The sequence below is a fragment of the Plantibacter flavus genome (assembly GCF_002024505.1).
Classification (GTDB): Bacteria; Actinomycetota; Actinomycetes; order Actinomycetales; family Microbacteriaceae; genus Plantibacter; species Plantibacter flavus_A.
In genome coordinates this window covers 1,969,163-1,993,085 of sequence record NZ_CP019402.1, presented here as the reverse complement: position 1 = coordinate 1,993,085, position 23,923 = coordinate 1,969,163, and the positions used below count along the sequence as shown (strand labels likewise).

Genomic DNA, 23,923 nt, shown 5'->3' with positions numbered 1-23,923 from the left:
GGCTCGGCATCCGCGCACGACCTCGGGATCGTGGATATCGTTGTCGGTCATGGAAGCGACGACGACGGAGCGGGCAGTGGAGCCGCGCTCCTCCAGCATCACCGCCGTCCTCGATCACGCCTGGGCGTCGTCCGCGTTCACGGCGGCGGACATCATCACCGCCACCGGCTTGTCACGATCGACGGCGATCACGCTCTCCGACGAACTCATCGGACTGGGTTGGCTGACGGAGCTCGATGACGCGCGTCAGGCCGGTGCCGCCTATCGGAAGGGTCGCCCCGCCCGTCGCTACGAGCTGCGCATCGATGCCGGGATCGTCGTCGGTGTCGACGCCGGAGCCCACTCCATCACCGCCATCGCCGCAGACCTGCGCGGTCGGGAACTCGCGAGGTCGCATCACACCGTCGATCCGGCGGCCACCGCTGAGGCACGGGTCGACGCCGTCGACGCGGCGATCGACGAGGCCGTGCGGCAGTTCGGCACGAAGCCGCTGCTCTGCATCGTGCTCGGCGTCCCGGCCCCCATCGACGCGCTCGGGCGGTCCCCCGAGGGCAACGTCTTCTGGGATCGGATGAACCCTCGGCTCGGTGAGCGCATCCGCGACCGCGGCTGCGCGGTCGTCACCGACAACGACGCGAACCTCGCCGCCGTCGCCGAGGGCGCGATCGGTGCCGGCGTCGGCGTCGACTCCTACATCACGGTGGTCACGGGCGAGCGGCTCGGCGCCGGATACGTCGTCGACGGTCGCCTCGTCCGCGGTCGCGGCCGGGCGGGCGAGCTGCACCTCCTAGATCTCGTCGACGGCGTCGGTTCATCGCGAGGCATCGCCGCGATCCTGCGCGATTGGGGTCGCGAGTACCGCGAGAGCGGCGGGCTTCCGGAGAGCAGCCAACTCAGCCGCATACCGGTCGCGCAGGTGGATGCGCAGTCGGTCCTCGCTGCGGCGGACCAGGGCGATACGGTCGCGCTCGACCTGGTGCGCCGGATGGGTGATCGCATCGCGCGGATGAGCGCCATCCTGGGCGGGTTGCTCGACGTGGAGCGCATCGTGTTCGCCGGTGGGATCTCCCCGTCGATGTCACAGCTGCTCGCGGTCGCGTCGGAGCGTATCCCCGGCTACATGAGCGCCGAACCACCCCAGCTCGTCGCGTCGGAACTCGGCGCCGACATGGTGGCGCAGGGCGCGGTTGCGACCGCGATCGACGACGTGCGTCGCAACGCACTGCGGATCGACCTCGCCCGACCAGTACGCTGACGTCGTAGCCAGCCGGAAGGAGCACCATGGCCGATGCGATCGTCCTCGTGTCAGGGGGTGCGGCCGTGACCCCGTTCACGAGTCCGGACCATGCCGCCGGCTCCGGCCTCGCCGCCGGGAACACCCTCACCGCGCTGCGTGCCCACCTGCTCGGGCGGGAGGTTCCGGTCTTCACGGCACCGGCACGCATCGGTGCCGGTGAGGTGCACGAGGACACGGGTTGGCAGGGGTTCGCCGACGTCCCGATCGCGCTTCCCGCCGCGGTGACCGTCAACGCCGTCGGTGGGATCGACGCCGGCGGGACAAGCCTGGGCGCGTTCCTGCGGTGGCTGTCCGAGGAACACGGCTTCGCGGGCGTCGACCTCGTCGCCCACTCCATGGGCGGTCTCTTCTCTCGTGCCGCGATCCGCGAGCTGCGCGACTCCGGCCCGTCGATCGGCCGGCTGGTCACCCTCGGCACCCCCTGGGAGGGGTCGCTCCTCGGCGACGTGCTCACCGGCGAGGTCTCGGTCCACGACGCCCACGGCGATGCGGGGACCGCGACGATCCTCGAGCGGTCGAGGGGCTATGCCGCCGAGCATTCACAGGGCGCTGCCGACGAGGTCTCACGCCGGTTCCTGCGCGAGTGGAACACGACGCAGCTCGGGTTCCTCGACGACGTCGCCGTCACCGCGGTCGGTGCGGGTCACTTCCACACGGCAGCCGAGCCTCGGCAGCTCTGGCCACACGACGGCCTGGTGGCCCTGCGAAGCGCCCGAGCCGACGACGTCCCGGTCGACGTCCTCCCCCGCGTGGTCCGCCGTTCCTTCGAAGACGACGTCCACAGCATCTTCTTCGCCGACGCCTTCGACCTCCCATGGGAGCGCGCGCTCACCTGGGATCCCGAGGTCTTCGCCGTGGTCGACGAGGCGCTCGCGTTCTGAGCCAGCGTCGATGTCCGTGCAAGCGGACCAGCGCTTCGGAATATACCCCGGAGGGGTATCGTTCGGCTTGCTGAACGAACCGAAGGAGTACTCATGAGCGACCACACCCACCACAGTCACGGCCCAGCAGCCGACAATGCGACCTCCTGGCGGATGGCGGCCAGCGCCACCCTCCACTGCCTCACCGGTTGTGCCATCGGCGAGGTGCTGGGCATGGTGATCGGCACCGGCCTCGGACTGCACAATCTCGGCACCGTGGTGCTCTCGATCGCACTGGCCTTCGTCTTCGGCTACGCGCTCACGATGCGTGGCGTGCTCCGCGCGGGCCTGTCCTGGCGCGCCGCCATCGGTGTCGCGCTGGCCGCGGACACCGTGTCGATCGCGGTCATGGAGATCATCGACAACACCGCGATGCTCGCCATCCCCGGAGCGATGGACGCCGGCCTCACCAGCGGCCTCTTCTGGGGGTCCCTGGTCGCCGCTCTCGCCCTGGCCTTCATCGTCACCACACCGGTCAACCGTTGGTTGATCAGCCGCGGCAAGGGGCACGCCGTCGTCCACGAACTCCACCACTGACGTCCCTCGGCTTGTCGGCCATCAGGTGGTCCCGACGCCGACCGCCAGTCCCTCCAGGACGTCCGCGAGCGCCACCGCACCGGCCTCCGCGTCGGCGTCCTCGGCGTACTCCTCCGGCGAATGGGAGACGCCGGTCGGGTTCCGGACGAAGAGCATCGCGGACGGCGCGTGGGACGCGAGCACTCCGGCGTCGTGCCCCGCGCCGGTACCGAGCACGGGCGCCTCCGGCAGCATCCGTTCGAGGCGCCCGCGGAGCAACGGGTCGAAGTCGGTCGTGGCGCTGAACGACTCCTCGGTGATCGCGGCCATGCATCCCTCCTCCGCTGCGATGAGCGACAGGCGATCGGTGATCGCCGCCACGATCGCGGCGGTCACGGTGTCGTCGGGATGGCGGACGTCGATCCAGAAGTCCACGCTCGACGCGATCACGTTCGTGCCTCCCGGCCACGGAAAAACCCGGCCGACGGTCGCCCGAGCGTCAGGCGTCGCCAGTCCGATCGTGCGGATCTCGGTGATCATCCGCGCAGCCGCGACGAGCGGGTCCCGTCGATCCTGCATGAGCGTCGTCCCCGCATGATTTCCTTCACCGCGGATCGACACCCGCCACCGTCCATGCCCCAGGATGCTCGAGCCGATCGCGACCGGGCGATCGAGGTCGACCAGTGCCCGCCCCTGCTCGACGTGGAGCTCGACGAACGCGTCGATCGCTCCGAGCCCGGCCGGATCGGGCCCCACACCCCGCGGATCGACACCATTGCGTGCGAGGACCTCGGCGAAGGTGTCGCCCTCCACGTCGCGCAGGGCCAGGGCCCGCTCCGGACTGATCGCACCGGTGAGGAGCCGTGAGCCGAGGCAAGCGACGCCGAAGCGCGAGCCTTCCTCCTCCGGGAAGACCGCGACGACGATCGGCTTGGCCGGCTCGAAGCCACGCGAGCGCAGGTGATCGATCGCGACCAACGCCGATGCGACCCCGAGTGGTCCGTCGTAGGCGCCACCGCCGGGGACCGAATCGAGATGGCTCCCGGTGACCACCGCACCCGCCGTCGAACGGGACGGCACATGCCACCAGGCGCGGATGACCCCGTTCCCGTCGATGTCCACGTCGAGGCCACGGCGCTCGGCCTGACCGACGAACCACTCCCGCAGCTCGAGTTCGGCCGTGGAGTAGACGGGCCGCGAGTAGCCTCCCCGACGCGCATCCAGACCGATCCCCGCGATCTCGTCCAGGAGGGAGACCACGGTGTCGCGGTTCACCGGACCGCTGCCAGGCTCGGCCGGAACATCGCCGGCACAGTGTCTCGGCCCTCGACCAGCGCGAGGGCGTATTCGCCGATGAGCGGGGCGAACTTGGCACCGTGGCCGGAGCAGGGCGCCAGGACCGTGATCCCGTCGACCCGGTCGATGACGAAGTCCTCCGTCGGGGTGTTCGTGAACAGGCAGGTCGTCTCCGCATACGGTTCCGGGACGAGGCTCGGGAGGAACTCGCGGACGTAGGCGACGACCCGTCGGCGGTTCGCGTCGTCGACGACGCCGTCATGATCGGCGGCCGAGGGGATGCGCCTGCCGCCGTTGTACTCGGCGACCTTCTGTCCACGCCACTCGGCGTCGCGGCCTCCGGGGAGCCCGTAGACCTGCATCCGCGCGGACTTGTGGATGAAGGTGGGCCACACGGCTCCGGATCGTGCCGGGCCTTCCGCGTCGACGCCGATCCGGTCCCGATACGGGAAGTGATACGCCTGCTCCTGACGGACCTCGAGGGCCGGGAACGCGTCGAGGAACCCTCCCGGCAGCGCGAGGTCGCCGAGCAGGTCCGGAAGCCAGCCCCCGGCTGCGACCACCACCTGCTCCGCATCGAACGCCCTCCCCCCATACCCGAGCACCCGGTACCCGGTGGCAGTCCGCTCGACCCGCTCGACCGGCCAGTCGTTCAGGACCGTGGCTCCGGCGCGGACGGCGGATTCGAGCATCGCCATCACCGCCTGCTCCGCGTCGATCACGCCGGCTCCCGGATGCCACAGGGTGGGCGTGTCGAAGCCGATGTCCCAACGGGCACTGGCCTCGTCTCGGGAGAGCAGCTCATGATCGATGCCGTGCTCCGCCAGCACCGACGCGAGGTGCTCCGGGCGACGGGTCGTCCCGAAGTCGAGCGCACCCGTCCGCGTGATCAGTGGACGCCCGTACTCCAGGCCGAGCTCGTCCCACCCTGATGCCGCCGCGAGGACGAGACGGGTGTAGGACGCCTCCGGGTAGGCGTAGCGGAAGATCCGGGCCGATCCGTGGGACGATCCCCACTCGTTGGCCGGACGACTCCGCTCGAGGACGGTGACGTCCTGCCCGGCCTGGGCGAGGCGCCAGGCCGCCGCAGCACCGGCGAGCCCGGCTCCGACGACGATGACGCTGGTCATGCGCGTGCTTCCAGGTCTTCGTCCTCGTAGGCGCGCTCGGCGTGGGCGTGCTCGTCGATCCCGGCGACCTCGTGCTCCTCGGGGATCCGCAGACCGATGGTGATCTGGATGAGCTTCGCGATCACCCAGGTGACGATGAACGAGTAGGCGAGGACCGCGACGGTCGCGATCGTCTGCACGCCGAGCAGTTCGAACCCGCCGCCGTAGAGCAGACCGGAGCGTCCGTTCGGAGCCGCATCCGTCGCGAACACCCCGATGAGGAGCGTCCCGATGATGCCCCCGACGAGGTGGACCCCGACGACGTCGAGGGAGTCGTCGAACCCGAGCCGGAACTTCCACTCGATGGCGAGGCAGCAGACGACGCCCGCGATGGCCCCGATGATGATCGCACCGATGGGCGAGACGGCGCCGCAGGCGGGGGTGATCGCCACGAGGGCGGCGATGATCCCCGATGCGCTGCCGAGGCTCGTGACCGCTCCGTGGCGGAGTCGGTCGACGATGGACCAGCCGATGAGGCCGGCACAGGCCGCGACGGTGGTGTTGAGGAACACGACGCTCGCCGCATTGCCGGCTGCCAGCGCTGAACCGGCGTTGAAGCCGTACCAACCGATCCAGAGCAGTCCGGCGCCGACGAGGACGAGCGGGCGGTTGTGCGGACGGAGCTTGCCGCCCCAGTCCTTGCTCTTACCGAGTACCAAGGCCAGTGCGAGCGCCGCGACTCCGGCGTTCATGTGCACGGCCGTCCCACCGGCGAAGTCGACGGCACCGAGGGTGTTCGCGATCCATCCACCGGTCGCCGTGTCGTTCGAGAAGGCGAACACCCAGTGCGCGACCGGGAAGTACACGAGCGTCGCCCAGAGCCCGGCGAACAACAACCACGCGCCGTACTTCATGCGACCGGCGGCGGCACCGGCGACGAGTGCCGTCGTCACCCCCGCGAACAGCAGTTGGAACGCCGCGAAGAGTGCGAGCGGGATGCCGGCATCGGGGTCGTCGGCGAGTGCCTGGTCGAGCCCCGCGAACTCGAACGGGTTCCCGATGAGTCCGAGCCCGCCGACGGAGTCACCGAAGACGAGCGAGTACCCGAAGGCCACCCAGAGCAACGCGACGAGGCTGGCCCCGCCGAAGCACATGATCATCATGTTGAGGATGCGGCGGGACGAGACCATCCCGCCGTAGAACAGAGCCAGGGCCGGGATCATGAGGGCGACGAGCGCCGAGCTCGTCAGGATCCAGGCGACGTTTCCAGCGTCCACAAATCACTCCATCGTTCGAGGTGCACAGCGGCCGGGCGGCCACGGCGTCGGGTTCGGGCGGAACAGGTGTCGGTGCCGGTCGGCGGTCAGGCCAGGTCCGGGGCTTCCCAGAGGTTGAGCTTCGTGCCGATCCCCTGCTCGACGGCGTTCTCGTAGATCGTCTTCGCCCACGCGACGTCCTCGACGCCCATCCCTCCGACGCTGAAGAGCACCGGCTGCTCGGGGAACTCGCGCCCGACGGCGTTCCCGTCGAAGACGTCTCCGATGTTGACCACGCGGGACTCGTCGAGCTCGCCGGTCCCGATGAGGTCCTGCCAGTAGAGGCCGATCATCCCGAACGCGGTCTCGTGCGACGGCGCCGGGTACTCCTCGGCCCACGCCTCGTAGATCTTCTTCGCGTCCGCGATGAGGCGCGCCTTGCCGGAGAGGGTGTACTCCTTGTCCATGCGCAAGTTCGCGGGCAGGCTCAGGAAGGCGCCCGGCTTGATCCAGTCGCCGTCGATGAACGGGTAGTTCTCCGAGCCGACCAGGCCGGTGACGGCTTCGGAGACGATGTCCGAGTCGCGCACGGCGGCCTCGACCGTCTCGGCGATCTCGATCGTCGTGAACTGCGGGTAGTGCTCGCGGACGTAGTCGGCGAACGCCTCGGACGTCGACCGTCGGCGCCCGTGGATGCGGATGGTGTCGAGCGAGGGACGGGCGGTGGTCATGGCGTGCAGGGCGCTCTTGTTCATGGCGCCGGGCCCGATGATGCCGAGTGACTTCGCGTCCACCGGTGCCAGGAGCTTCGCGGCGGCTCCCGGCACGGCAGCGGTACGGTAGGCGCTCTCGAGGTTGCCGGACATGATCGCGTAGGGCGCGCCGGTCTCCTTGTCGTTGAGCACGATGAGGTGGATGGAGCGCGGGAGGCCCCGCTCGCGGTTGTCGACGTTCGACCCATACCACTTGACACCGGCGGTGTCGAAGCGTCCGCCGAGGTAGGCGGGCATCGCCATGAACCGGCGGTCGGCGGCGTCGAGCGGCATGCCGGGGAACGGTGAGGTGGCGGGGAACCCGATCGGTGCTCCGTGCGAGTTGGCGGTCGGGCCGGCCATCCGGTAGTCACCCTTCGCGACGAGCACCAACACCTCCTCCATGACCTCCATGCAGTGGGCCATGTCCTTCATGCCGGCGGCGATGACCTCCGGTTCGCTCAGGTAGAGCATGTCGATCCGGGTGTTCGGGGAAGCGTCTGCGGTCACGGGTGGTCCTCCAGGTCGGGGTGTGTGGTCCTCAGCGAACACGGTCGCGATCGTCCTGGTCAAATACCGATTCGAACCTCGATTGAGAGCGTTTCGCTCGCAATCTGGACGAAACAGCGCGGTAATACGAGGGTCGTATCGTCGATGGGATGGAGCTCCGCCAGCTGCGCTACTTCCTCGCCGTCGCCGAGGAGCTCCATTTCGGTCGTGCCGCCCGACGGCTGCACATGTCGCAGCCACCGCTGAGCGTCCAGGTCGCACGACTCGAGCAGGAGGTCGGCACCGCGCTGTTCGACCGTTCGACGAGGCGGGTGGCGCTGACCGCCGCCGGACGACACCTCCAGGCGCGGGCGCGACACATCGTCGAGGAGCTCGACACGGTCCGGAGTGAGATGCGCGACTTCGTCGACGGTCTCGCCGGGGAGCTCACCGCAGGGTTCGTGAGTTCGGCCAACTACACGGTCCTCCCCGGCGTCGTGCAGCTGTTCCGGGCGAGCCGCCCCGGGGTGACGCTGCGCCTGGTGCCGTTGACCTCAGGAGAGCAGTTCGACCGGCTCCGCGACGGCACCCTCGACGTCGGGATCGTCCGTGATGAGGTCCCGCAGACGCCATCCGACAGCTCCCCCGCGCTCACGACCGAGGTCGTCTTCGAGGAGCGTCTCGTGGCGTGCCTCCCGGTCGGTCACCCGTTGGCAGGGCGACCCGAGGTCACCGCGGAGGAGCTCTTGGAGGTCCCGATGATCTCCTACCCGCGGGCGCTCATGCCGGGATTCGTGGACCGCGTCGCGGAGGTCCTCGGCACGTCGAGTCGGACGCAGGTGGTCGAGGAGGTCGTCCATCAGGAGACCGCCCTCGGGTTCGTCGCGGCCGGCGTCGGTACGACGATCCTGCCCGAGTCGGTGCGGCAGCTGGTGCCGCCGTCGATCGTCGTCGTGCCGCTCGCCGGGTCGCCGACGACACGCCTGCTGGCCGCTCGTCAGGAACGAGTGGACGAGAGCCCGGTCCACGACGCGTTCATCGCCTGTCTCCGCGACGCGGCCGCACAGCTCGGGTGAAGGCCCACTCGAACACCGCGCGTCCGCTTCCCGTCTCGACGGCGTAGCCCCGGTGTTCCTGTCCGACATGGACAAACGAGTCGACCCTGTCCAAGCTGGAACCGATGACCGACACCCGCGACGACTTCACCATCCGACGAGCCACTCCGGACGACGTCCCCCTCCTGCAAGCGTGGAGCTGCGACGAACCCGTCGCCTGGATCGACCCGGAACGGCTGACCGCCGAACTCGCGAGTCGGAACTGTCGACCGGAGTGGTCGTGGATCGCCGAGCAGGACGGTCGCCCGATGGCACGAGCACTCTGGTGGGGCCAGGCGGATGCGAACCGGCCCGCCACGCTCGACTGCCTCACCACCACGGTCGAAGTCGCGGAGCCCGAACGTGTCGGCGCTGCGCTCATCCGCGCCGGACTGGACGCCTTCGGCGCGGGACCGGCACTGGAGTTCAACGTCGACGTCTCCCCTGCCTGGGCCGATGACGCTGCGAGCGTGGAGGCGGTGCGGTGGCGCCACGAGCCTGCACGCGCCGGTGGGTTCTCGCGCACGACCGAGCGGGTCAGTTTCGCGAGGTCCACCTCCGATCCGGTGCCGGCACGATCGCAGCGCCTTCGTTTCGTCGCCGCCCCGGACGACGCGTTCCACGAGCTGTTCGCCCTGGTCGCGACCGGCACCCTCGATGCGCACACGCAGGACATGGTCGCGCGCGAAGGACTCGAGGCGCTCGCGGACGACGATCTAGCGTTCTACCGATCGCTCCCCGGCGAACGGGATGCCTGGCGGGTCGCAGAGCTGCTCAACGGGACGATCGTGGGATTCATCATCCCGACGAGGACGGCGTACGACGCGAGCATCAGTTACCTGGGCGTGCTCCCCGAGCATCGCGGACACGGTTACGTGCACGACCTCTTGGAGGAGATGGTCCACGTGCACCACGGGTCGGGACAGGACCGGATCGTCGGCACCACGGATGCCGCGAACACGCCGATGCGTGGCGCGTTCGAACGAGCCGGTTTCTCGGTCGCGCGCGTTCGGATCGTGCACGAGCAGTAGGTTCGCCCCGGGCTCGGTTCCGACCGTCTCAGTTGAGCACCGCGACACGGTCGACCGCCGCGCTCGTCAGACCCGCGACGACTGCAGCACGCGGACGACCCCGGAGCAGACCGCGAGCCAGATGATCAGCTGCAAGACCGCAGCGACGAGGAGCGGCAGCACGAACGATCCGCCTTCGGCGGAGGACAGCCAGACCATCACGACGACGGTTGCGGCGATCCCTGCGCCCGAGACCGCCAGGAAGAGGGCGCGCAACGCCACTGCCTCCCGACGGTCGACGGTGTCCTCCGCTCCGGTCGGCGCTTCCTGCGGGTCGGTGGTCTGCGGCGTCACCTCGGACCACGCGGAGACGGCGCGGATGATGCGGTTCTCGGAGACCTGCAGCCCGAGCAGGATGACGACGCTCGTCAGCGCGACCGCGAACCCGATGAGGACCACGGAGCCGAAGAACGCCCCGCTCTCCCCCACCCAGAACGGACCGAGGACGGTCACGGTCGCGACGGCGAGGGTGGCGGCCACGACGAGTGCTACGGACGAGACGAGCCCGAGCGCCAAGCGGGCCGGGCGACCGTACTCCAGGAGCAGGACCTCCAGCGCGACATCGCCGACCTCAGGCTGTCGCTGTCCACGCTCGGTGGCATTGATCCAAGCTCTCGCCTCAGCTCGGAGCAGGAAGGCGTTCCAGGCTGCCGCCGTGGATGACGCGGCCGAGGGCTTCGAGAGCGCTCGCCTCCGTTCAGGCTGCGGGGGTTGCTCGAGGGGCATGCGACGACCTTACGCTGACGGCGGGGCCGGCGAGATGGGCCCGACCTGATGCGGTGCGTGTCATCTCACTGCGCATCGATGAAGGTGCGGAGCGCCTCGACCCACTGCTCATGCGCGTCAAGGTGCGCATCATGCGATGCACCGCTGAGATCGACGCGACGTGCGCGCCTGCCCCGGCCTGCGAACGCCGCCTTCTTATCCTCGGTGAACATTCCTCCGTCTGCATAGACCACGAGGGTTGGCACGTCGATGCTCTCCCACTCGCGCCAGCGAGGCTCCCCGACCGCCTCGATCGTCGTCTGCATGACGTCTGCATCGAATCGTGGGACCAACCCGTCGACTGTCTCCTCCAGATCCTCGACCCAGGCACGTTCGAGCGGCCCGTCACCAAGCTCCGCCGCCGCGTCCGATCGACTTGCGAACGGGACGTTCCACGACCGGAAGAAACCGCCGAGGGCTCGGTGATCCTCCACCGTGCCGCTGCCCTGGTCCCCTTCGAGCATGACCAGCGCGCGAACGATGTCTGGCCTGTCGGCAGCCAGGAGCATCGCGGTATGCGCGCCCATCGACTGCCCGATGACGATCACCGGTTCTGATGTCTCGGCTTCGATCACCCGTGCGACATCCGAGACGTACGCCGCTCGAGAGGTGTCCATCGGCCGCCTCGTACTCTCTCCGTGGCCACGCTGGTCGATGAGGACGACCGATCGTCCGGCAAGCGCTCGAGCCGTTGGAAGGAACTCCCGACTGCTCCCGGCGAGTCCGTGGAGGATGACCGACGCCGGCTCGGAACCCTCGAACACGGTGTACGAGATCGTGACCCCGTCGTCGACGATCAGCTGCTTCCGTGTCGAGACCATCAGTCCAGCCTAGGAGGCGTTCGTGCGCAACCAGGCCGGGAGCGGCCACCGCTAGCCTTACGTCATGCAACTCAGGGGTGTGGGCGCATGACGATCGACGATCTTCTCGCGGAATCAGACGGCGGATGGTCTCGTAAACCACGGACCGTGCGTCAAATGCTGGGAACGCTCGGGGTGGCCATCGGTTGTATGGCCGGCTTCGTCGTCCTCGTCGTCGCGCTACTGGGGTCGTTTCAAGGCAGCTACAGCTCGTTCCTCGAAGGTGACGTGTCCGTCTGCGGCTACGCAGGCGTGGATTCGGTCTGCCAGCAGGAGCTGCGGGAGCAGGTGCGCACCACGATGCACATTCCGCTCGCCAAGGACGTCCGGGTCGAGAAGCTGCGTCGCTACGGGTTCCCCGATCCGATCTATCAGGCCCGGTTGTCGTTCCCGAGCGCCGCCGATGCGAGGGCCGCCGGTCACACCGTGCTGGAGGTGCTACCGAGCGGCGCGGCCATCGTCATCGTCGAGGCGAACGGCTGACTCCCGACCCATCCTCGCTCACCTGCCGGCGGCGCCGCCGTCACCGGGCCGCGAGCATCCGGTCGGCGGTGCGCAGCGACAACGCCATCTGTGCAAGACCCGGGTTCGCGGAGAGCGCGCTCGGGAACGTGGAGTTGTCACAGATCCACAGGTTGTCGATGTCGTGCGATCGCCCATCCCCGTCAACCACGCCGTCACTCGGATCGTCGCTCATCCGGCACGTGCCGAGCGTGTGCGCCGTGCGCGCGAGCACCCTGGTGCTCCGCGCACCGGCTGCCGTGAGGATGTCCGTCATCGTGCGGATGGCGTGGCGGTCGATGGCCTGCTCGTTGTCACCGGGCGAGAACGAGACGGTCGCACGCGGCAGACCCCATTCGTCCTCCTCCGACGAGAGCTCGAGCCGGTTACCGTCGGCGGGCAGACACTCGGCGTTCATCCCGATGCCGGCGTTGTACCGGGACGCGTCGAGCTCGTCGACCAGCTCGGTGCCCCAGAGCCCGCCGCCGCGCACGAGGGTCGTCGCGTAGTTGAACGGCATGACGCCGAGGCTCTGCAACAGATACCCTCCGGCGAAGTCAGCACCTTCGGGGCGGACGAAGTCCTCGGTGATGAGCGCCGACGGGTAGCCGCGGTAGCCGCGGATCTGCTCGTCGAACCGTCCCCACACCTGCACCGCCCCGTGGGCCAGGAAGTTCCGACCCACCTGACCGCTGGCGTTCGCGAGGCCGTTGTGCAGCAGGAGCCGAGGGGTCTCCACCCCGCCGCCCGCCAACACGAGCACCTCGCAGCGCTGCCGCTTGTCGACACCGTCCTGGCGATAGACGACGCCCGTCACCCGACCGCGGGCGTCCCGCTCGATGGTGTGCACGACGGCGTCCGGTCGGATCTCCGCCCCCGCCGCGACCGCAGCCGGCAGGTAGGTGATGGCCGTCGTCGCCTTCGCACCGTGGCGCTCGCCCTGGTGGATCGAGCCGACGTTCGTCGTGGCACGCCGCAGGCCATGGTGAGGCTGATCGCGGTCGCGGGTGATGATCGCGGCGGGTGCGTCGGTCGCTCGGATGCCGAGCGACTCCGCGCCCTTCGCCATGAGGTCGGCAGGCGCGTTGCGCTTCGGCGGCGCGTACAGATAGGTCCGCGACGGGTCCCACGGATACGGCGTCGGCCCGGAGACACCGATGGTCGCCTCGACCTCTTCGACGTAGCGCGTGAACTCCGCGTGATCGACGGGCCAGTCGCGTCCGAAACCGGTCTCGCTGCGCAGACGCAGGTCACGGGCGTCCGGCCGGGGCGTGAACGCGCCCCAGTGCACGGTGCCACCGCCGACGCCGAACCCGCTGTTGTTCGGGCCGAACGCCGTCGGAGCGTCTCCACCGCTGAACCGGCTGGACATCCAGTTGATCGTCGTCGCGTCGACCTCGTCCGGGGTGGACTCGGCAGGGTCGTGATTCGGCCCCGCTTCGAGGGCGACGACGCGGAGTCCCGCTGCAGCGAGTCGCGCGAGCAGTGGTGCGCCACCCGCACCGGTACCGACCACCACGACGTCGACGCTGTCGTCGAGGTCGTAGGTCTTCATGGTGTCCAGGTTCACGCTGCGTCCTCCTGCTGCTGTGCGGGCGCGACGCCGAGTTCGGCGGGCTCCCAATCGTCTCTGGTGCCGGCACCCAACTCGCGGTAGCCGGCGAAGTCGACGTCTTCAGCGCCGGTCGCGAACCCGTCGTAGCCGACGCGGGCCAGCGACGCGGGATGGATGAGCCACTCCCGCGTGACGTCCACGCGCAGGTCCTCGAACCAGCGCCGCAGATCGTCTCCGTCGATGGCGCCCCCGGGGACGCCCTGGCCGTCGATCACGGCACGGATCACGGCATCCTGGTCATCGGCCGAGTCCGGCCACGCGGTTCGGAGATCATCCAATCCGGCGCGGTAGGCCTCGTCGTCCGTGAGCCCTCCGACCGGCCGCCATCCGTCGCCACCACCTGCTGCGAGGTCGGCGTCGACCCGGGCGGCGAGATCGATCCGCCCCTCGGTCGCCTGGGGAACCAGGCGATCGGCGACGGAACGGAGCAGGTCCAGCTGTTCCACGCTCAGGACGCGGGGCCGATACTCGGGGTCATCCGGCAGGGCGCGTCGTGCCAGCGCGCTGCGCACCCGCGGCGTGGTCCGCAGGGACGCGATGACGAGCCCCCACTCGGCTGGGACGATGGCGCTGTGTGCGACGATCTCGTCCCAGAACTCGGTGAGCGCGCGCGCGACCGTGACCGGACGCTCGTACGAGAGCAGATGTCCGGCTCCTGCGAGCGACACGAATCGTGCACGGGGGTAGACGTCCGAGAGCAGCTCGGGCTGCACTGCGGCTCCGAGCGCCTCGTCCTGATCTCCGGCGAGCACGATGCACGGGAGGTCGAGCTTGCCGACGGAGGACGCGATGTCCTCCTCGCTGCCCTGCTCGAGCCAGCGGCGCCACGCGACGGGCGACATGGCCTGCACGGACGCCACGGCGGCGGCCTGCAGCTCGGTCGGCAGAGGTGCACCCACGTTGTCGTCGACGAAGGTCTGCGCGTCCGCCTCGGCGATGGGCCCGTCCTCGATCCAGCTGAGCATCTGGTGGCGCTTGGCGTCAGGCATCGGCTCGGGCGTGGGCGGTGACGGTGCCAGGAGCACGACGCCGAGGAGCCCGAACACGGGGACGTCGCCGTCGCGGACCCGGGCGGCGATCCCGGCGGCGACCTTGCCACCCATGCTGTGCGCACACAGCATCCAGGGTCCGCCGTCGGCCTGCTCCGCGATCACGGCGAGGGCAGCGTCGACCTGCGAGTCGACCGAGCCGTCCGGTGCGTCGGCCGTGTCGCCCTGTCCGGGCAGCTCGACGGCGATCATCCGGAACCGAGCGTCGAGCTCGCGAGCCACTGGTGCGACCGCGGCGGCGTCGAGCCCGAGCCCGGGAAGGAAGAAGACCGTGCACGCAGCCGCGGTCACGGGGTGACCATGCCGCCGTTGACGTTCAGCGTCGCCCCGGAGACGTAGCCGGACTCCGCCGAGGCGAGGTAGACGTACGCCGGCGCGAGTTCAGCCGGCTGCCCGGCACGCTGGTAGGTGTTCTCGTCGTCGAAGTGCTCCATCTGCTCGTCGGAGACGCCGTCGGAGACCTGCAACGCGGTCCACACGGGGCCGGGGGCGACGACGTTCACGCGGATCCCCCGGGAGGCGAGCTGCAGCGCGAGCCCCTTGGAGAGGTTGTTGATCGCGGCCTTCGTAGCCGCGTAGTCGAGCCGGTCGGGTGACGGCTTGTACGCCTCGAGCGATGCCGTGTTCACGATGCTCGCGCCCTCGCCGAGGTGGGCGAGTGCCGCCTTGGTGATCCAGAAGTTCGCGAAGACGTTCGTGCGGAACGTCTCCTCGAACTGCTCGTCGCTGAGGTCCTCCACCCGGTCGACGGCGATCTGCTTGCCGGCGTTGTTGACCAAGATGTCGAGGCCGCCGAGGAACTCGGCTGCCTCCGCCACGAGCCGACGGCACTGGTCGGCGTGCGAGATGTCGGCGACGATCGCCTTGCCCCGGCGCCCGGCGTCGGCGATGAGCGAGAGGACGTGCTCGGCGTCCTCCTCCTCACCCGGCAGGTGGGCGATGACCACGTCCGCGCCTTCGCGGGCGAACGCGATCGCCGTGGCGGCACCGATACCGGAGTCGCCGCCCGTGATGAGCGCCTTGCGACCCGTGAGGCGTCCACTCCCCCGGTAGCTCGCCTCTCCGAGGTCGGGCACGGGGTTCATCTTGGCCTGCACGCCGGGCTCCGACTGATGCTGCAGCGGGGGCTCGACCCGGTCGTACTGGGTCACGGGGTTGGTCAGTTCGTACTGGTCGCGCGGAGACATGACGACCACGCTAAACGAGACCTCGGCCGGAACCGGTGGGGTTGCACTCAGCGCGTCCGGTGGTGCAGTGGTTCGACGGAGGGCCTGCGTTCGGGCCGCGTGATCCTTGCGCGGAGCACGTCGTCGCCGATCGGGTCAGCAGAACGACGAGGGTCCACCCCAGCCGCCGACCCAGGCCGCCACCCGGGGATCAGGCCGGAGCTGCCGGACGCCGTCGGCGACGAGCTGCTGCGTCTCGAAGGCGGCGGATGTGGCCCAACGTTCCTCACGCCGCCTGGCCCGCCGGGATCGCACGCGGCCGAGCGACGCGCCGTCCGGGTCGACGAGCTCGACGGTGCCCACGTCTCCGGTGCCGAGGCGGTCGACGAGACCGACGATCCACGTCGGGTCGAGGATCACGATCGGGCGGTCGAACTCCCACGTCACGCGGGCATCGACTCCGGCTGCTCCACTGAGGACGCGCGGGTCTTCCCCGAGCTCCTCAGCTCCGCCGTCCTCGAGGACCAATCGAGCCTGCGGGAAGGCTGCGAAGAGCGAGTCCGCCGCGACGAACCGAGCGGCCGCCGTGTGGTCGCCCCGCAGCCGCACGACGAGATCGACCGCGGCCGACCACAGCGCCCGCGGCGCGGACCCCGACACGGGGATCGACGAGAAGAGCCGCATGGTCTGCGCGTTCGCGCGGTCCATGCCTGAGCCGTCCCGCTCCGCCCACTCGGGGCCGTCGTGCCAAGCCACCGCGGCCGGGACATGGGCGAAGACCGCTCCCGCCTGCCACATGCGGTGCGCCCACTCCCAGTCCTCCCCGCCGTACGAGGTGAACGACTCGTCGAATCCGCCGACCTCGTCGAACATGCTCCGCGAGCAGGCGATGACCGCGCCGATCATGAACCGATAGGACCTATCGTCCGCGTTGCGCAGATCCCGACTGCGCGCGTACGCCTCGGCGAGCCATGCCGGTTCGGCGAGCTCACGGCCGGCGGCCGCCTCGACGACAGGAGCCTCCAGGGCGACCCCGGTGAAGTCGGCATGGCGACGCCGCCCCACCGTGACCGCCTCGGGCAGCAGGGCGGGCAGCCGCGTGAGCGCGCGCACGTAGCCCGGCTCGGGGACCGTGTCGGCATCGAGGAAGCACAACACCTCGCCACTGCTCGCCCGCACGCCCAGATTGCGGACGGCGGCGAGCCGGAACCCCTGGTCCTCCTGCCGGACGAGGATCACGTCGTCCGGAACCGACACGTCACCAGGGGAACCGTCGTCGGCGACGATCACCTCCAGGAGGTGACGCGGGTAGTCCTGCGCGGCGAGGGCGTGCAGGGTCCGGAGCAGCTCACCGGGCTGGTCGTAGTGCGCGACGATCACCGAGACGCGCGGCAGCGGATCAGGCTGGACGTCGTCGAGCGTGTCCCACCGGTTGCCGACGACCCACGGCTGCGCACTCCCGTTCACGCGTTGCGCCACACGGAGAGCAGGGCCGCGAGCCGGTCGACGGCGACGACGACGAACTCGGGGTGGGACGCGTACCAATCGGTGTGGGCGGCGCGCACCTCGGCGTCGTCGACCTCGACGCCCTCGATGATCCAGTGGTCGCGGGGCTCGTCCGTCAGGGACCAGGCGTCGACGACCTCGGGTGCGATGGGCGCGCGCACCGCGTTGAGCAGGGGGCGTCCGGGGTCGGTGACGCCGCCTGGCGCCCCCAGGGCCTCGAGGATGCGGGCGCCGAGCGGCAGCCAGATCGCGTTCCCCGGGTGATTGACGGTGCGCGCGTGGTCGGCGGTGACCGCGTCGAAGAGGTCGGACACCGGCACGTCGGTCGCGGCCTCGCGTCGCCGCAGTTCCTCGACGGAGACTCGGCCGATCGCGCGCACGGCGTCCGGCTGGAGGGCAGGCACGACGGGGATGCCTGCGGCGGCCGCGAGCGTCCGGACGTCGTGGTACGCCACGAGCGGCGGGTTCTCCTCGACGCCGGGGACCCGGACGGCGGCCTGGAACGGATGCAACCCACCGAACCGCACCGGAGTCACCGTCAGCACGCTCGCGCTCGTGGCGGCGGCGACCTGTCGTGTGCCGAGCGGCAGTCCGTGGTAGTCGTCCCGCACGGGTTGCGACACCACGGTGTGCGCCGCCCCCACCACCTCGTGCAGCCGCTCCGCGTCCTCGGCGGTCATCTCGTGCACGGCCGGAACGCGCACGAACCGGCGGTCCGGCGCATCCATCACGGTGCGCAGGGATTCAGCCTGGCAGTTGCCGAGCACCACCCCGAACTCCGTCGGCAACGGTGCGAGGCCGTAGAACTCCGCGTAGTGCCTGCGGCGTGCCTCCACCGGCGACCCGGCGGGCGCAGCGGTCGTGCCCGGTTCGAGGGTGTGGCTCATGCGTCGACGCTATACCGTCGTCGCGCCTACCATCGATCTCGCGCATCGGGTTGACGACAGGCGTTCACCCTGCAGTGTGAGAAGGAATCAGGCATGAACACACCACGGAACTTTCGGAACGCCCTGGTCGCCATGGGGGTCGCCGCGCTCGCGGTCCCCTTACTCGTCTCATCCCCCTCCGCCACCACCGCGGGTCTCCTGATCGAGGGATACCTCATGACCGGATCAGGGGCGCAGTACATCGCCCCGAGTGCCTCGGCACTCTCGCTCGTCGGCATCGACGGCGTCAACCTGACCTCGACCGGCGCAGCGGTCACGGCGACACCGCCGGAGGCCGCGGGTATGGTCACCGCGGCGAAGAGCAAGGGTCTCAAGACCGAGCTGCTGTTCGGCAACTTCGACGCGTCGATCGGCGACTTCTCCCCGGCCATCGCCACGAAGCTCCTCAGCAGCACGGTGAACCGGAAGGCCGTCGTCACCTCGCTCGTCTCCAAGGTCGCGCAGGGCGGGTTCAACGGAGTGCAGATCGACCTCGAGTCACTGAACAGCTCCCACAAGGCCGGTCTCACGAAGTTCCTCGCCGAACTGCGCGCCGCACTGCCGTCAGCGTCGACCATCTCGATCGCGCTCATGGCCACCGACACCGCCGCGGGCTACGCCGACGAGGGGTACGACATGAGTGCGCTGAACGCCTCCGTGGGGCGGTTCGTGCTGATGGCCTACGACCAGCACGGACCGACCTGGACCGATGCGGGCCCCGTCGGCGGCACGCCCTGGGTCAAGAGCGTGCTGACGGCATTCATCGCGACCGGTGTCCCGAAGAGCAAGATCGACCTCGGTGTCGCCGAATACGCGTACACCTGGCCGGGTGACGGGACCGACGGCGTGCAGCTGACCGTCGCCGAGGCGAGAGCGAAAGCAGGCAATCGTGCGACGTGGGACGCGACGCAGCAGGAGTGGACGGCGACACTCGCGGACGGCACGGTCATCTGGTGGTCCGACGCCAAGACCCTCGGTCTCCGGAAGACCTACGCCACCCGACAGGGTGTGCACGGCCTCGCCGTGTGGGAGCTGAGTCTCGGTGATCCGATCAGCTGAGTCGCGCCAGCCTCGAGCCCGTCGAACGCCGCGTCGGAATCGGATCAGGCGGTGGGTGGGCGGATCCAGGCAGTGACGGCCCGCGAATGGCTCGGTTTCTCCGGGGCCGGCCAGACCGACGGAGACGGTCGGTCTGCTCAGAGCGCCTGAAGCCGCACCCGTCTTCGGATCAGATGAGCTCCGCCGTCCGACTGCGCGCGGCGTAGACGGCGGGGGTCACGGAGAACCGGGTGCGGAACGCCCCGATGAAGCTGCTCACCGACTCGTAACCGACCGCGGGTGCGACCTCCTGCACGGCGACACCCCGACCGAGCATTCCCGCCGCTGCATGCAGGCGCACGCGGACCCGCCACTCACGGAAGGTGCATCCCGTGCCGTCCACGAACGCCCGGCCGATCGTCTTCGAGCTGACGCCCGCCGCCGAGGCCCAATCGTCGAGCCCACGCGGGTCGGCGGGGTCGGCCATCAGGGCCGACGCGATGGCACGCGCGCGCGGTTCACGGGGCATGGCCAACGCCTCATCGTCGCGAGCCGCCGCCGACAGCAGGTCGATCAGGAGCGACCAGCATCGCCATCGCCGGCGCCCGGCCGGGTCGGCGTCGAGCAGGTGCGCCAGCAGCGCTCCCGAGAGGTCGTCGACCCGGACGGTCCGTGCACCGTTCCAACGGCCGCCCTGTGGGCGCAGCATCGGGTCGGCATAGACGCTGATGAGCTCTCCGGGCTCGCTGAAGCTCATCTCGTGCACCATCCCCGCGGGGATCCAGGCGAGGTGCTCTCGCCGCAGTCGCCGTCGATCGCCGAGGACCGACACCTCCATCGCGCCGGAGCTCATCCACGCGAGTTGGTCCTCGCGGTGCGAGTGCTCGTCGAACCGTGTCGTCGCATCGACCCGCGAGCGGGAAACCCGGAACTCCCCCGATGTCCCTTCGGCGTCATCCAGTGGGCCGAGGAGCCTGATCCCGCCGTCCGAGTGGTCACGACCAGACATCCAGCTGTCTCCATTCGACAAGTCCTGTCCACTCAGCGCGATAGCGCGAAGCGATTAGGCAAGGCTAACCTGACTGGCGTCATCCCGCCAGCCGAACCATTGAAGGACCCCATGATCGTTCCGAAGCACCACCGCGCCCCGAGCGCGAGGACCGCTCGCCTGCTTGCCGCGGTGAGCGCACTCGCCCTCGTCGGCGTCGCGCTCTCCGCCTGCTCGAGCGCCTCCTCGACGACCGCCGAGAACCCGAACTACACGACCGAGCCGAGCGACTCGTTCCCGGTGACGATCGAGCATGAGTACGGCGAGACGGTCATCCCCTCGGAGCCGCAGCGGATCGTCGTGGTCGGACTGACCGAGCAGGACATCCTCCTCGAACTCGGTGTCACACCGATCGCGACGACGGAATGGTACGGCGAGCAGCCCTATGCGGTGTGGCCGTGGGCGACGGACCTCCTGGGCGATGCCGAGCCGACCGTCCTCACCACGACCGACGGGTTCGAGTACGAGAAGATCGCGTCGCTGCGGCCCGACCTGATCATCGGGACGAACGCCGGTATGACCGAGGAGAACTACGGGAAGCTCGCGGAGATCGCGCCGACCGTGACCAACGAGGAGGGCGCCGGGCTCTACTTCGCGGATTGGCGGGACCAGACCAGGATGGTCGCCCAGGCCGTGGGGCGCTCAGCGGAGGGCGAAGCGCTCATCACGGGCGTCGACGAGGCCTACGCCGCGGCGGCTGCAGCGCACCCGGAGTTCGCGGGCCTCACGGCGACCTTCTCGCAGGGTGGGCCGTGGGACGGCAACCTGTGGGTCTACCCCGACGGCCTCAACACCGACTTCCTGACGGATCTCGGGTTCACGATCACGCCCGGGCTGCAGCAGTACGTCCCGAGCGAGGGCGGACAGGCTCAGATCGCCGCCGAGAACGTCGGTGTCATCGACGCTGACGTGATCGTCTTCGCGACGGAGTCCACGAATTCCGTTCAGGAGGTGCTGGGCTTCGGCACCACCTCGAGTCTGGACGCCGTGACCGGCGGACACGCGGTCTTCACCGACGGCGAGCTCGCCGGTGCGATCTACTTCCTCACCCCGCTCAGCCAGAAGTACGTCCTCGAGCAGCTGGTGCCGCGCCTGGTCGACGCCGTCGCCGGCACAGCTCCGCAGAGCGTCGACGGCTGACCCGTCGGTGACCTCGCGCACCCCTCGCGGGCGCCGTTCGCTGGGGCTCGGGATCGCGGTCGCGGCACTCGTGACCGCGATCCTGCTCAGCATCCTCGTGGGGTCCCACCCCGTGGGCCCGACCGACGTCTGGCGGGCACTCACGAGGCCCGATGGCTCCGTCACCGATCTGGTCGTCCTCGATCTGCGGATCCCCCGCACCGTGGCCGGACTCGTCGTCGGTGTCGGGCTCGGCGTCTCGGGCGCACTCATCCAGGGCCTCACCCGAAACCCCCTCGGTGATCCGGGGATCCTCGGTGTGGACGCGGGCGCGGCGCTCTTCGTCGCGATCGGTGTCCTGCTCGGCGCGCGCACGCCCGTGCAGTACCTGCCGTTCGCGTTCCTGGGAGCCCTGGTCGTGACAGCACTCGTCTACGTGATCGGCTCGGCAGGACGTGGTGGTGCGGATCCGGTCCGGCTGACCCTCGCCGGCGTCGCCCTCGCTGCGGTGCTCAGCGGCATCACGACCGCGATGATGCTCCTCGACCCGGTCACGTTCAGGCAGCTCCGCGGGTGGAACGCCGGGTCCTTCGTCGAGCGGGGCCTCGACGTCATCATGCCCGCACTCCCCTTCGTCCTCGCGGGCGTCGTCATCGCGCTGTTCAGTGCTCGATCGCTGAACGCCCTCGCGCTGGGCGACGATCTCGCCTCCTCACTCGGCACCCGCCTCGCGACCACCCGTGTGCTCGCCGTCGTCGCGATCACCCTGCTGGCGGGAGGGGCGACCGCGATCGCCGGACCGGTCGGCTTCGTGGGGCTCATGGTGCCGCACATCGCGCGGTGGATCGTCGGTCCCGACCAGCGGTGGATCGTGGCGTACTCGATCCTGATCGCGCCGGCTGTGCTGCTCACCTCTGACGTGATCGGTCGCGTGATCCTCTGGCCGAGTGACGTCCCTGTCGGGATCGTCACGGCGTTCATCGGTGCGCCCGTGTTGATCCACCTCGTGCGGCGCGCGAAGGCGAGCGCACTGTGAGTGGGGCCGAGGCCGGACCGCGCACGGTCGTGTGGCGGAGGCGATCGCTCTCCGTCCGCGTCCGGCTGCGCACGATCGTCGTGTGCGGGGTGCTCGGTGTGGTCGCACTCGCGTTGGTGTTGCTCGCGCTGTGTCTCGGCGACCTGCCGCTCTCGGTCGGTGAGGTCGCATCGGCGTTCCTCGGCGGGCCAGGCGGTCTGGTGCAGACGGTGGTGCTCGAGTGGCGCCTCCCGCGAGTCCTCGCCGCGCTGCTCTTCGGCGCCGCCCTCGGACTCTCCGGCGCGATCTTCCAGTCCCTCACCCGGAACCCGCTCGCGAGCCCCGACATCATCGGGCTCACCGCGGGATCGTACGCGGGCGGTCTCATCGTGATCATCGTGATCGGTGCGGGCGCCGGCTCGGCCGCTGTCGCGGGCGGTGCCGTCGGTGGCGGGCTGATCGCCACGGCGCTGGTCTCCCTCCTCAGCTACCGTCGAGGCATCCAGGGCTTCCGCCTCATCGTCGTGGGCATCGGCGTCTCGGCCATGCTCGAGGCGCTCAGTTCCTACCTCGTGCTGCGCGCGAAGCTCGAGGTCGCGATGCTCGCCACGGTCTGGGGCGCAGGCTCGCTGAACGCCGTCGGATGGGCCCAGCTGCTCCCGGCCGCCGTCGTCATCCTGGCCGTCACCATCGTCCTCGGGCCACTCGGCGGCTCGCTCCGCCAACTCGAGCTCGGCGACGACGCGGCGAAGGCGCTGGGATCGCGGGTCGAACCCTCACGGCTCGGTCTCGTAGCGTGCGCCGTCGCGCTCACGGCCGTCGTCACGGGCGCAGCCGGACCCATCGCGTTCGTCGCCCTCGCCGCCCCGCAGATCGCGCAGCGGATCACCCGCACCGCCGGCATCGCGCTGGTGCCGTCCGCCCTGCTCGGGGCCCTCGTGTTGCTGGCATCCGATGTCGTCGCGCAGCACCTGCTGCCGACGTCGCTCCCGGTGGGGGTCGTCACCGTGATCGTGGGTGGCGGCTACCTCGTCTGGCTCCTCGTCCACGAGATCCGCAGACGCTCGTGACCGTTCTGTCGTGAGGACCGGGGATTCCCCCTCACCGCATCGATCGGCGGCCCTCTAGCCTGATGCCGAAGAGCCGAAGCAGACGACGCGACGGCGGAAACGAGACACGATGTCGCTCCCTCCCGCTCCCGATCCCACCAGGACCGCCAAGCGCTTCATCCTCGCCGTCTTCAGCTTCGTCGGGCTGATGGCGTCCGGTGTCGGGGTGGTCTCGTGCTCGATCGGGCTCGCCGACACCGGTCACCCCGCCATGATCGTCGGGCTCGCCGGAAGCGTACTCGGCATCGCCGCCGCCTTCGTCGTGATGTGGACGGCCCTGCGCTCCGAACGCTGATCACGCCAGGCACCTCGGCTGGTCTCCTGGAAACCCCGGGTCCGTCGGACGGCGGTCGCCCGGACCGACGGTGCCGCCGGAACGTTCAGGTCGGGAACGGGGAGGCTGATAC

General features: G+C 69.8%; 23 protein-coding genes. 11 read left to right on the top strand and 12 right to left on the bottom strand.

Going from position 1 to position 23,923, the window contains the following annotated elements:
* The first annotated feature begins 49 nt into the window (after positions 1-49).
* The 3 genes from BWO91_RS09370 to BWO91_RS09360 all read left to right on the top strand — a co-directional run bounded on the left by BWO91_RS09370 (position 50) and on the right by BWO91_RS09360 (position 2,754).
* A complete protein-coding gene (locus BWO91_RS09370; protein ID WP_079002412.1) occupies positions 50-1,255 on the top strand; it encodes an ROK family protein in 1,206 nt (401 codons plus the stop codon).
* Between the two features lie 26 nt (positions 1,256-1,281).
* Positions 1,282-2,178, top strand: a complete 897-nt coding sequence (locus BWO91_RS09365) for an esterase/lipase family protein (RefSeq protein ID WP_071259962.1) — start codon at positions 1,282-1,284, stop codon at positions 2,176-2,178.
* 93 nt (positions 2,179-2,271) lie between these two features.
* Positions 2,272-2,754, top strand: a complete 483-nt coding sequence (locus tag BWO91_RS09360) for a DUF4396 domain-containing protein (protein WP_079002411.1) — start codon at positions 2,272-2,274, stop codon at positions 2,752-2,754.
* Between the two features lie 21 nt (positions 2,755-2,775).
* On the opposite strand, the gene BWO91_RS09355 is transcribed toward BWO91_RS09360, so the two are convergent.
* The 4 genes from BWO91_RS09355 to BWO91_RS09340 form a co-directional block, all read right to left on the bottom strand.
* Positions 2,776-4,008 (bottom strand): allantoate amidohydrolase, encoded by a 1,233-nt coding sequence (locus tag BWO91_RS09355; RefSeq protein WP_079002410.1) that lies wholly within the window; start codon positions 4,006-4,008, stop codon positions 2,776-2,778.
* A complete protein-coding gene (locus BWO91_RS09350) occupies positions 4,005-5,159 on the bottom strand; it encodes an FAD-dependent oxidoreductase (RefSeq protein WP_079002409.1) in 1,155 nt (384 codons plus the stop codon). The genes BWO91_RS09355 and BWO91_RS09350 overlap by 4 nt, the downstream gene beginning before the upstream one ends.
* Positions 5,156-6,415, bottom strand: a complete 1,260-nt coding sequence (locus tag BWO91_RS09345; protein WP_079002408.1) for an ammonium transporter — start codon at positions 6,413-6,415, stop codon at positions 5,156-5,158. The genes BWO91_RS09350 and BWO91_RS09345 overlap by 4 nt, the downstream gene beginning before the upstream one ends.
* Positions 6,416-6,501: 86 nt before the next feature.
* Entirely contained in the window at positions 6,502-7,656 is a 1,155-nt protein-coding gene (locus tag BWO91_RS09340; protein ID WP_240555764.1) for a tyramine oxidase subunit B, read from the bottom strand.
* A 149-nt stretch (positions 7,657-7,805) separates the two neighbouring features.
* Here BWO91_RS09340 and BWO91_RS09335 point away from each other — a divergent pair, with 149 nt between their 5' ends.
* Together BWO91_RS09335 and BWO91_RS09330 are read left to right on the top strand one after the other, a co-directional pair.
* Positions 7,806-8,711 carry a LysR family transcriptional regulator gene (locus BWO91_RS09335; RefSeq protein ID WP_079002407.1) on the top strand — a complete coding sequence of 302 codons (906 nt, stop codon included), beginning with the start codon at positions 7,806-7,808 and terminating at the stop codon, positions 8,709-8,711.
* A 104-nt stretch (positions 8,712-8,815) separates the two neighbouring features.
* On the top strand, positions 8,816-9,760 hold the full coding sequence (locus BWO91_RS09330; protein WP_079002406.1) for a GNAT family N-acetyltransferase: 945 nt from the start codon (positions 8,816-8,818) through the stop codon (positions 9,758-9,760).
* 66 nt (positions 9,761-9,826) lie between these two features.
* Here the strand turns inward: BWO91_RS09330 and BWO91_RS09325 are convergent, their stop codons facing one another.
* Together BWO91_RS09325 and BWO91_RS09320 are read right to left on the bottom strand one after the other, a co-directional pair.
* Positions 9,827-10,525 carry a hypothetical protein gene (locus tag BWO91_RS09325; protein ID WP_079002405.1) on the bottom strand — a complete coding sequence of 233 codons (699 nt, stop codon included), beginning with the start codon at positions 10,523-10,525 and terminating at the stop codon, positions 9,827-9,829.
* A 65-nt stretch (positions 10,526-10,590) separates the two neighbouring features.
* A complete protein-coding gene (locus tag BWO91_RS09320; protein ID WP_079002404.1) occupies positions 10,591-11,385 on the bottom strand; it encodes an alpha/beta fold hydrolase in 795 nt (264 codons plus the stop codon).
* Positions 11,386-11,472: 87 nt separating this feature from the next.
* Here BWO91_RS09320 and BWO91_RS09315 point away from each other — a divergent pair, with 87 nt between their 5' ends.
* Entirely contained in the window at positions 11,473-11,907 is a 435-nt protein-coding gene (locus tag BWO91_RS09315) for a hypothetical protein (protein ID WP_153303430.1), read from the top strand.
* Between the two features lie 40 nt (positions 11,908-11,947).
* Here the strand turns inward: BWO91_RS09315 and BWO91_RS09310 are convergent, their stop codons facing one another.
* The 5 genes from BWO91_RS09310 to BWO91_RS09290 all read right to left on the bottom strand — a co-directional run bounded on the left by BWO91_RS09310 (position 11,948) and on the right by BWO91_RS09290 (position 18,148).
* On the bottom strand, positions 11,948-13,495 hold the full coding sequence (locus BWO91_RS09310) for a GMC family oxidoreductase (RefSeq protein WP_240555762.1): 1,548 nt from the start codon (positions 13,493-13,495) through the stop codon (positions 11,948-11,950).
* Positions 13,492-14,880: an alpha/beta fold hydrolase gene (locus BWO91_RS09305; protein WP_079002402.1), complete on the bottom strand. Its 1,389-nt coding sequence runs from the start codon at positions 14,878-14,880 to the stop codon at positions 13,492-13,494. The genes BWO91_RS09310 and BWO91_RS09305 overlap by 4 nt, the downstream gene beginning before the upstream one ends.
* A complete protein-coding gene (locus BWO91_RS09300; RefSeq protein WP_079003909.1) occupies positions 14,877-15,776 on the bottom strand; it encodes an SDR family oxidoreductase in 900 nt (299 codons plus the stop codon). The genes BWO91_RS09305 and BWO91_RS09300 overlap by 4 nt, the downstream gene beginning before the upstream one ends.
* Before the next feature lie 135 nt (positions 15,777-15,911).
* On the bottom strand, positions 15,912-17,222 hold the full coding sequence (locus BWO91_RS09295; protein ID WP_153303429.1) for a glycosyltransferase family 2 protein: 1,311 nt from the start codon (positions 17,220-17,222) through the stop codon (positions 15,912-15,914).
* A complete protein-coding gene (locus tag BWO91_RS09290) occupies positions 17,219-18,148 on the bottom strand; it encodes a WcbI family polysaccharide biosynthesis putative acetyltransferase (RefSeq protein WP_079002400.1) in 930 nt (309 codons plus the stop codon). The genes BWO91_RS09295 and BWO91_RS09290 overlap by 4 nt, the downstream gene beginning before the upstream one ends.
* Before the next feature lie 93 nt (positions 18,149-18,241).
* Between BWO91_RS09290 and BWO91_RS09285 the strand changes: the two genes are divergently transcribed.
* Positions 18,242-19,246: a glycosyl hydrolase family 18 protein gene (locus tag BWO91_RS09285; RefSeq protein WP_079002399.1), complete on the top strand. Its 1,005-nt coding sequence runs from the start codon at positions 18,242-18,244 to the stop codon at positions 19,244-19,246.
* Positions 19,247-19,415: 169 nt separating this feature from the next.
* Here BWO91_RS09285 and BWO91_RS09280 read toward each other — a convergent pair whose 3' ends face one another.
* Positions 19,416-20,234 carry a helix-turn-helix domain-containing protein gene (locus BWO91_RS09280; RefSeq protein WP_079002398.1) on the bottom strand — a complete coding sequence of 273 codons (819 nt, stop codon included), beginning with the start codon at positions 20,232-20,234 and terminating at the stop codon, positions 19,416-19,418.
* Between the two features lie 111 nt (positions 20,235-20,345).
* Here BWO91_RS09280 and BWO91_RS09275 point away from each other — a divergent pair, with 111 nt between their 5' ends.
* The 4 genes from BWO91_RS09275 to BWO91_RS09260 all read left to right on the top strand — a co-directional run bounded on the left by BWO91_RS09275 (position 20,346) and on the right by BWO91_RS09260 (position 23,811).
* Entirely contained in the window at positions 20,346-21,413 is a 1,068-nt protein-coding gene (locus BWO91_RS09275) for an ABC transporter substrate-binding protein (protein WP_079002397.1), read from the top strand.
* A gap of 7 nt (positions 21,414-21,420) precedes the next feature.
* Complete coding sequence (locus BWO91_RS09270) at positions 21,421-22,428, top strand: iron chelate uptake ABC transporter family permease subunit (protein ID WP_205847585.1); 1,008 nt, start codon at positions 21,421-21,423, stop codon at positions 22,426-22,428.
* Positions 22,425-23,477: a FecCD family ABC transporter permease gene (locus BWO91_RS09265; protein WP_079002396.1), complete on the top strand. Its 1,053-nt coding sequence runs from the start codon at positions 22,425-22,427 to the stop codon at positions 23,475-23,477. Before BWO91_RS09270 ends, BWO91_RS09265 begins: the two co-directional genes overlap by 4 nt.
* Positions 23,478-23,586: 109 nt before the next feature.
* Complete coding sequence (locus BWO91_RS09260) at positions 23,587-23,811, top strand: hypothetical protein (protein ID WP_071259931.1); 225 nt, start codon at positions 23,587-23,589, stop codon at positions 23,809-23,811.
* Positions 23,812-23,923: the final 112 nt, after the last annotated feature.

Bases quoted from the DNA above. Each gene is read 5' to 3' on its own strand.
- BWO91_RS09285 (WP_079002399.1), top strand. From the start codon at position 18,242: ATGAACACACCACGGAACTTTCGGAACGCCCTGGTCGCCATGGGGGTC.
- BWO91_RS09350 (WP_079002409.1), bottom strand. From the start codon at position 5,159: ATGACCAGCGTCATCGTCGTCGGAGCCGGGCTCGCCGGTGCTGCGGCG.
- BWO91_RS09280 (WP_079002398.1), bottom strand. From the start codon at position 20,234: ATGTCTGGTCGTGACCACTCGGACGGCGGGATCAGGCTCCTCGGCCCA.
- BWO91_RS09370 (WP_079002412.1), top strand. From the start codon at position 50: ATGGAAGCGACGACGACGGAGCGGGCAGTGGAGCCGCGCTCCTCCAGC.
- BWO91_RS09325 (WP_079002405.1), bottom strand. From the start codon at position 10,525: ATGCCCCTCGAGCAACCCCCGCAGCCTGAACGGAGGCGAGCGCTCTCG.
- BWO91_RS09335 (WP_079002407.1), top strand. From the start codon at position 7,806: ATGGAGCTCCGCCAGCTGCGCTACTTCCTCGCCGTCGCCGAGGAGCTC.
- BWO91_RS09315 (WP_153303430.1), top strand. From the start codon at position 11,473: ATGACGATCGACGATCTTCTCGCGGAATCAGACGGCGGATGGTCTCGT.
- BWO91_RS09360 (WP_079002411.1), top strand. From the start codon at position 2,272: ATGAGCGACCACACCCACCACAGTCACGGCCCAGCAGCCGACAATGCG.
- BWO91_RS09365 (WP_071259962.1), top strand. From the start codon at position 1,282: ATGGCCGATGCGATCGTCCTCGTGTCAGGGGGTGCGGCCGTGACCCCG.
- BWO91_RS09320 (WP_079002404.1), bottom strand. From the start codon at position 11,385: ATGGTCTCGACACGGAAGCAGCTGATCGTCGACGACGGGGTCACGATC.
- BWO91_RS09330 (WP_079002406.1), top strand. From the start codon at position 8,816: ATGACCGACACCCGCGACGACTTCACCATCCGACGAGCCACTCCGGAC.
- BWO91_RS09290 (WP_079002400.1), bottom strand. From the start codon at position 18,148: ATGAGCCACACCCTCGAACCGGGCACGACCGCTGCGCCCGCCGGGTCG.
- BWO91_RS09260 (WP_071259931.1), top strand. From the start codon at position 23,587: ATGTCGCTCCCTCCCGCTCCCGATCCCACCAGGACCGCCAAGCGCTTC.
- BWO91_RS09300 (WP_079003909.1), bottom strand. From the start codon at position 15,776: ATGTCTCCGCGCGACCAGTACGAACTGACCAACCCCGTGACCCAGTAC.
- BWO91_RS09275 (WP_079002397.1), top strand. From the start codon at position 20,346: ATGATCGTTCCGAAGCACCACCGCGCCCCGAGCGCGAGGACCGCTCGC.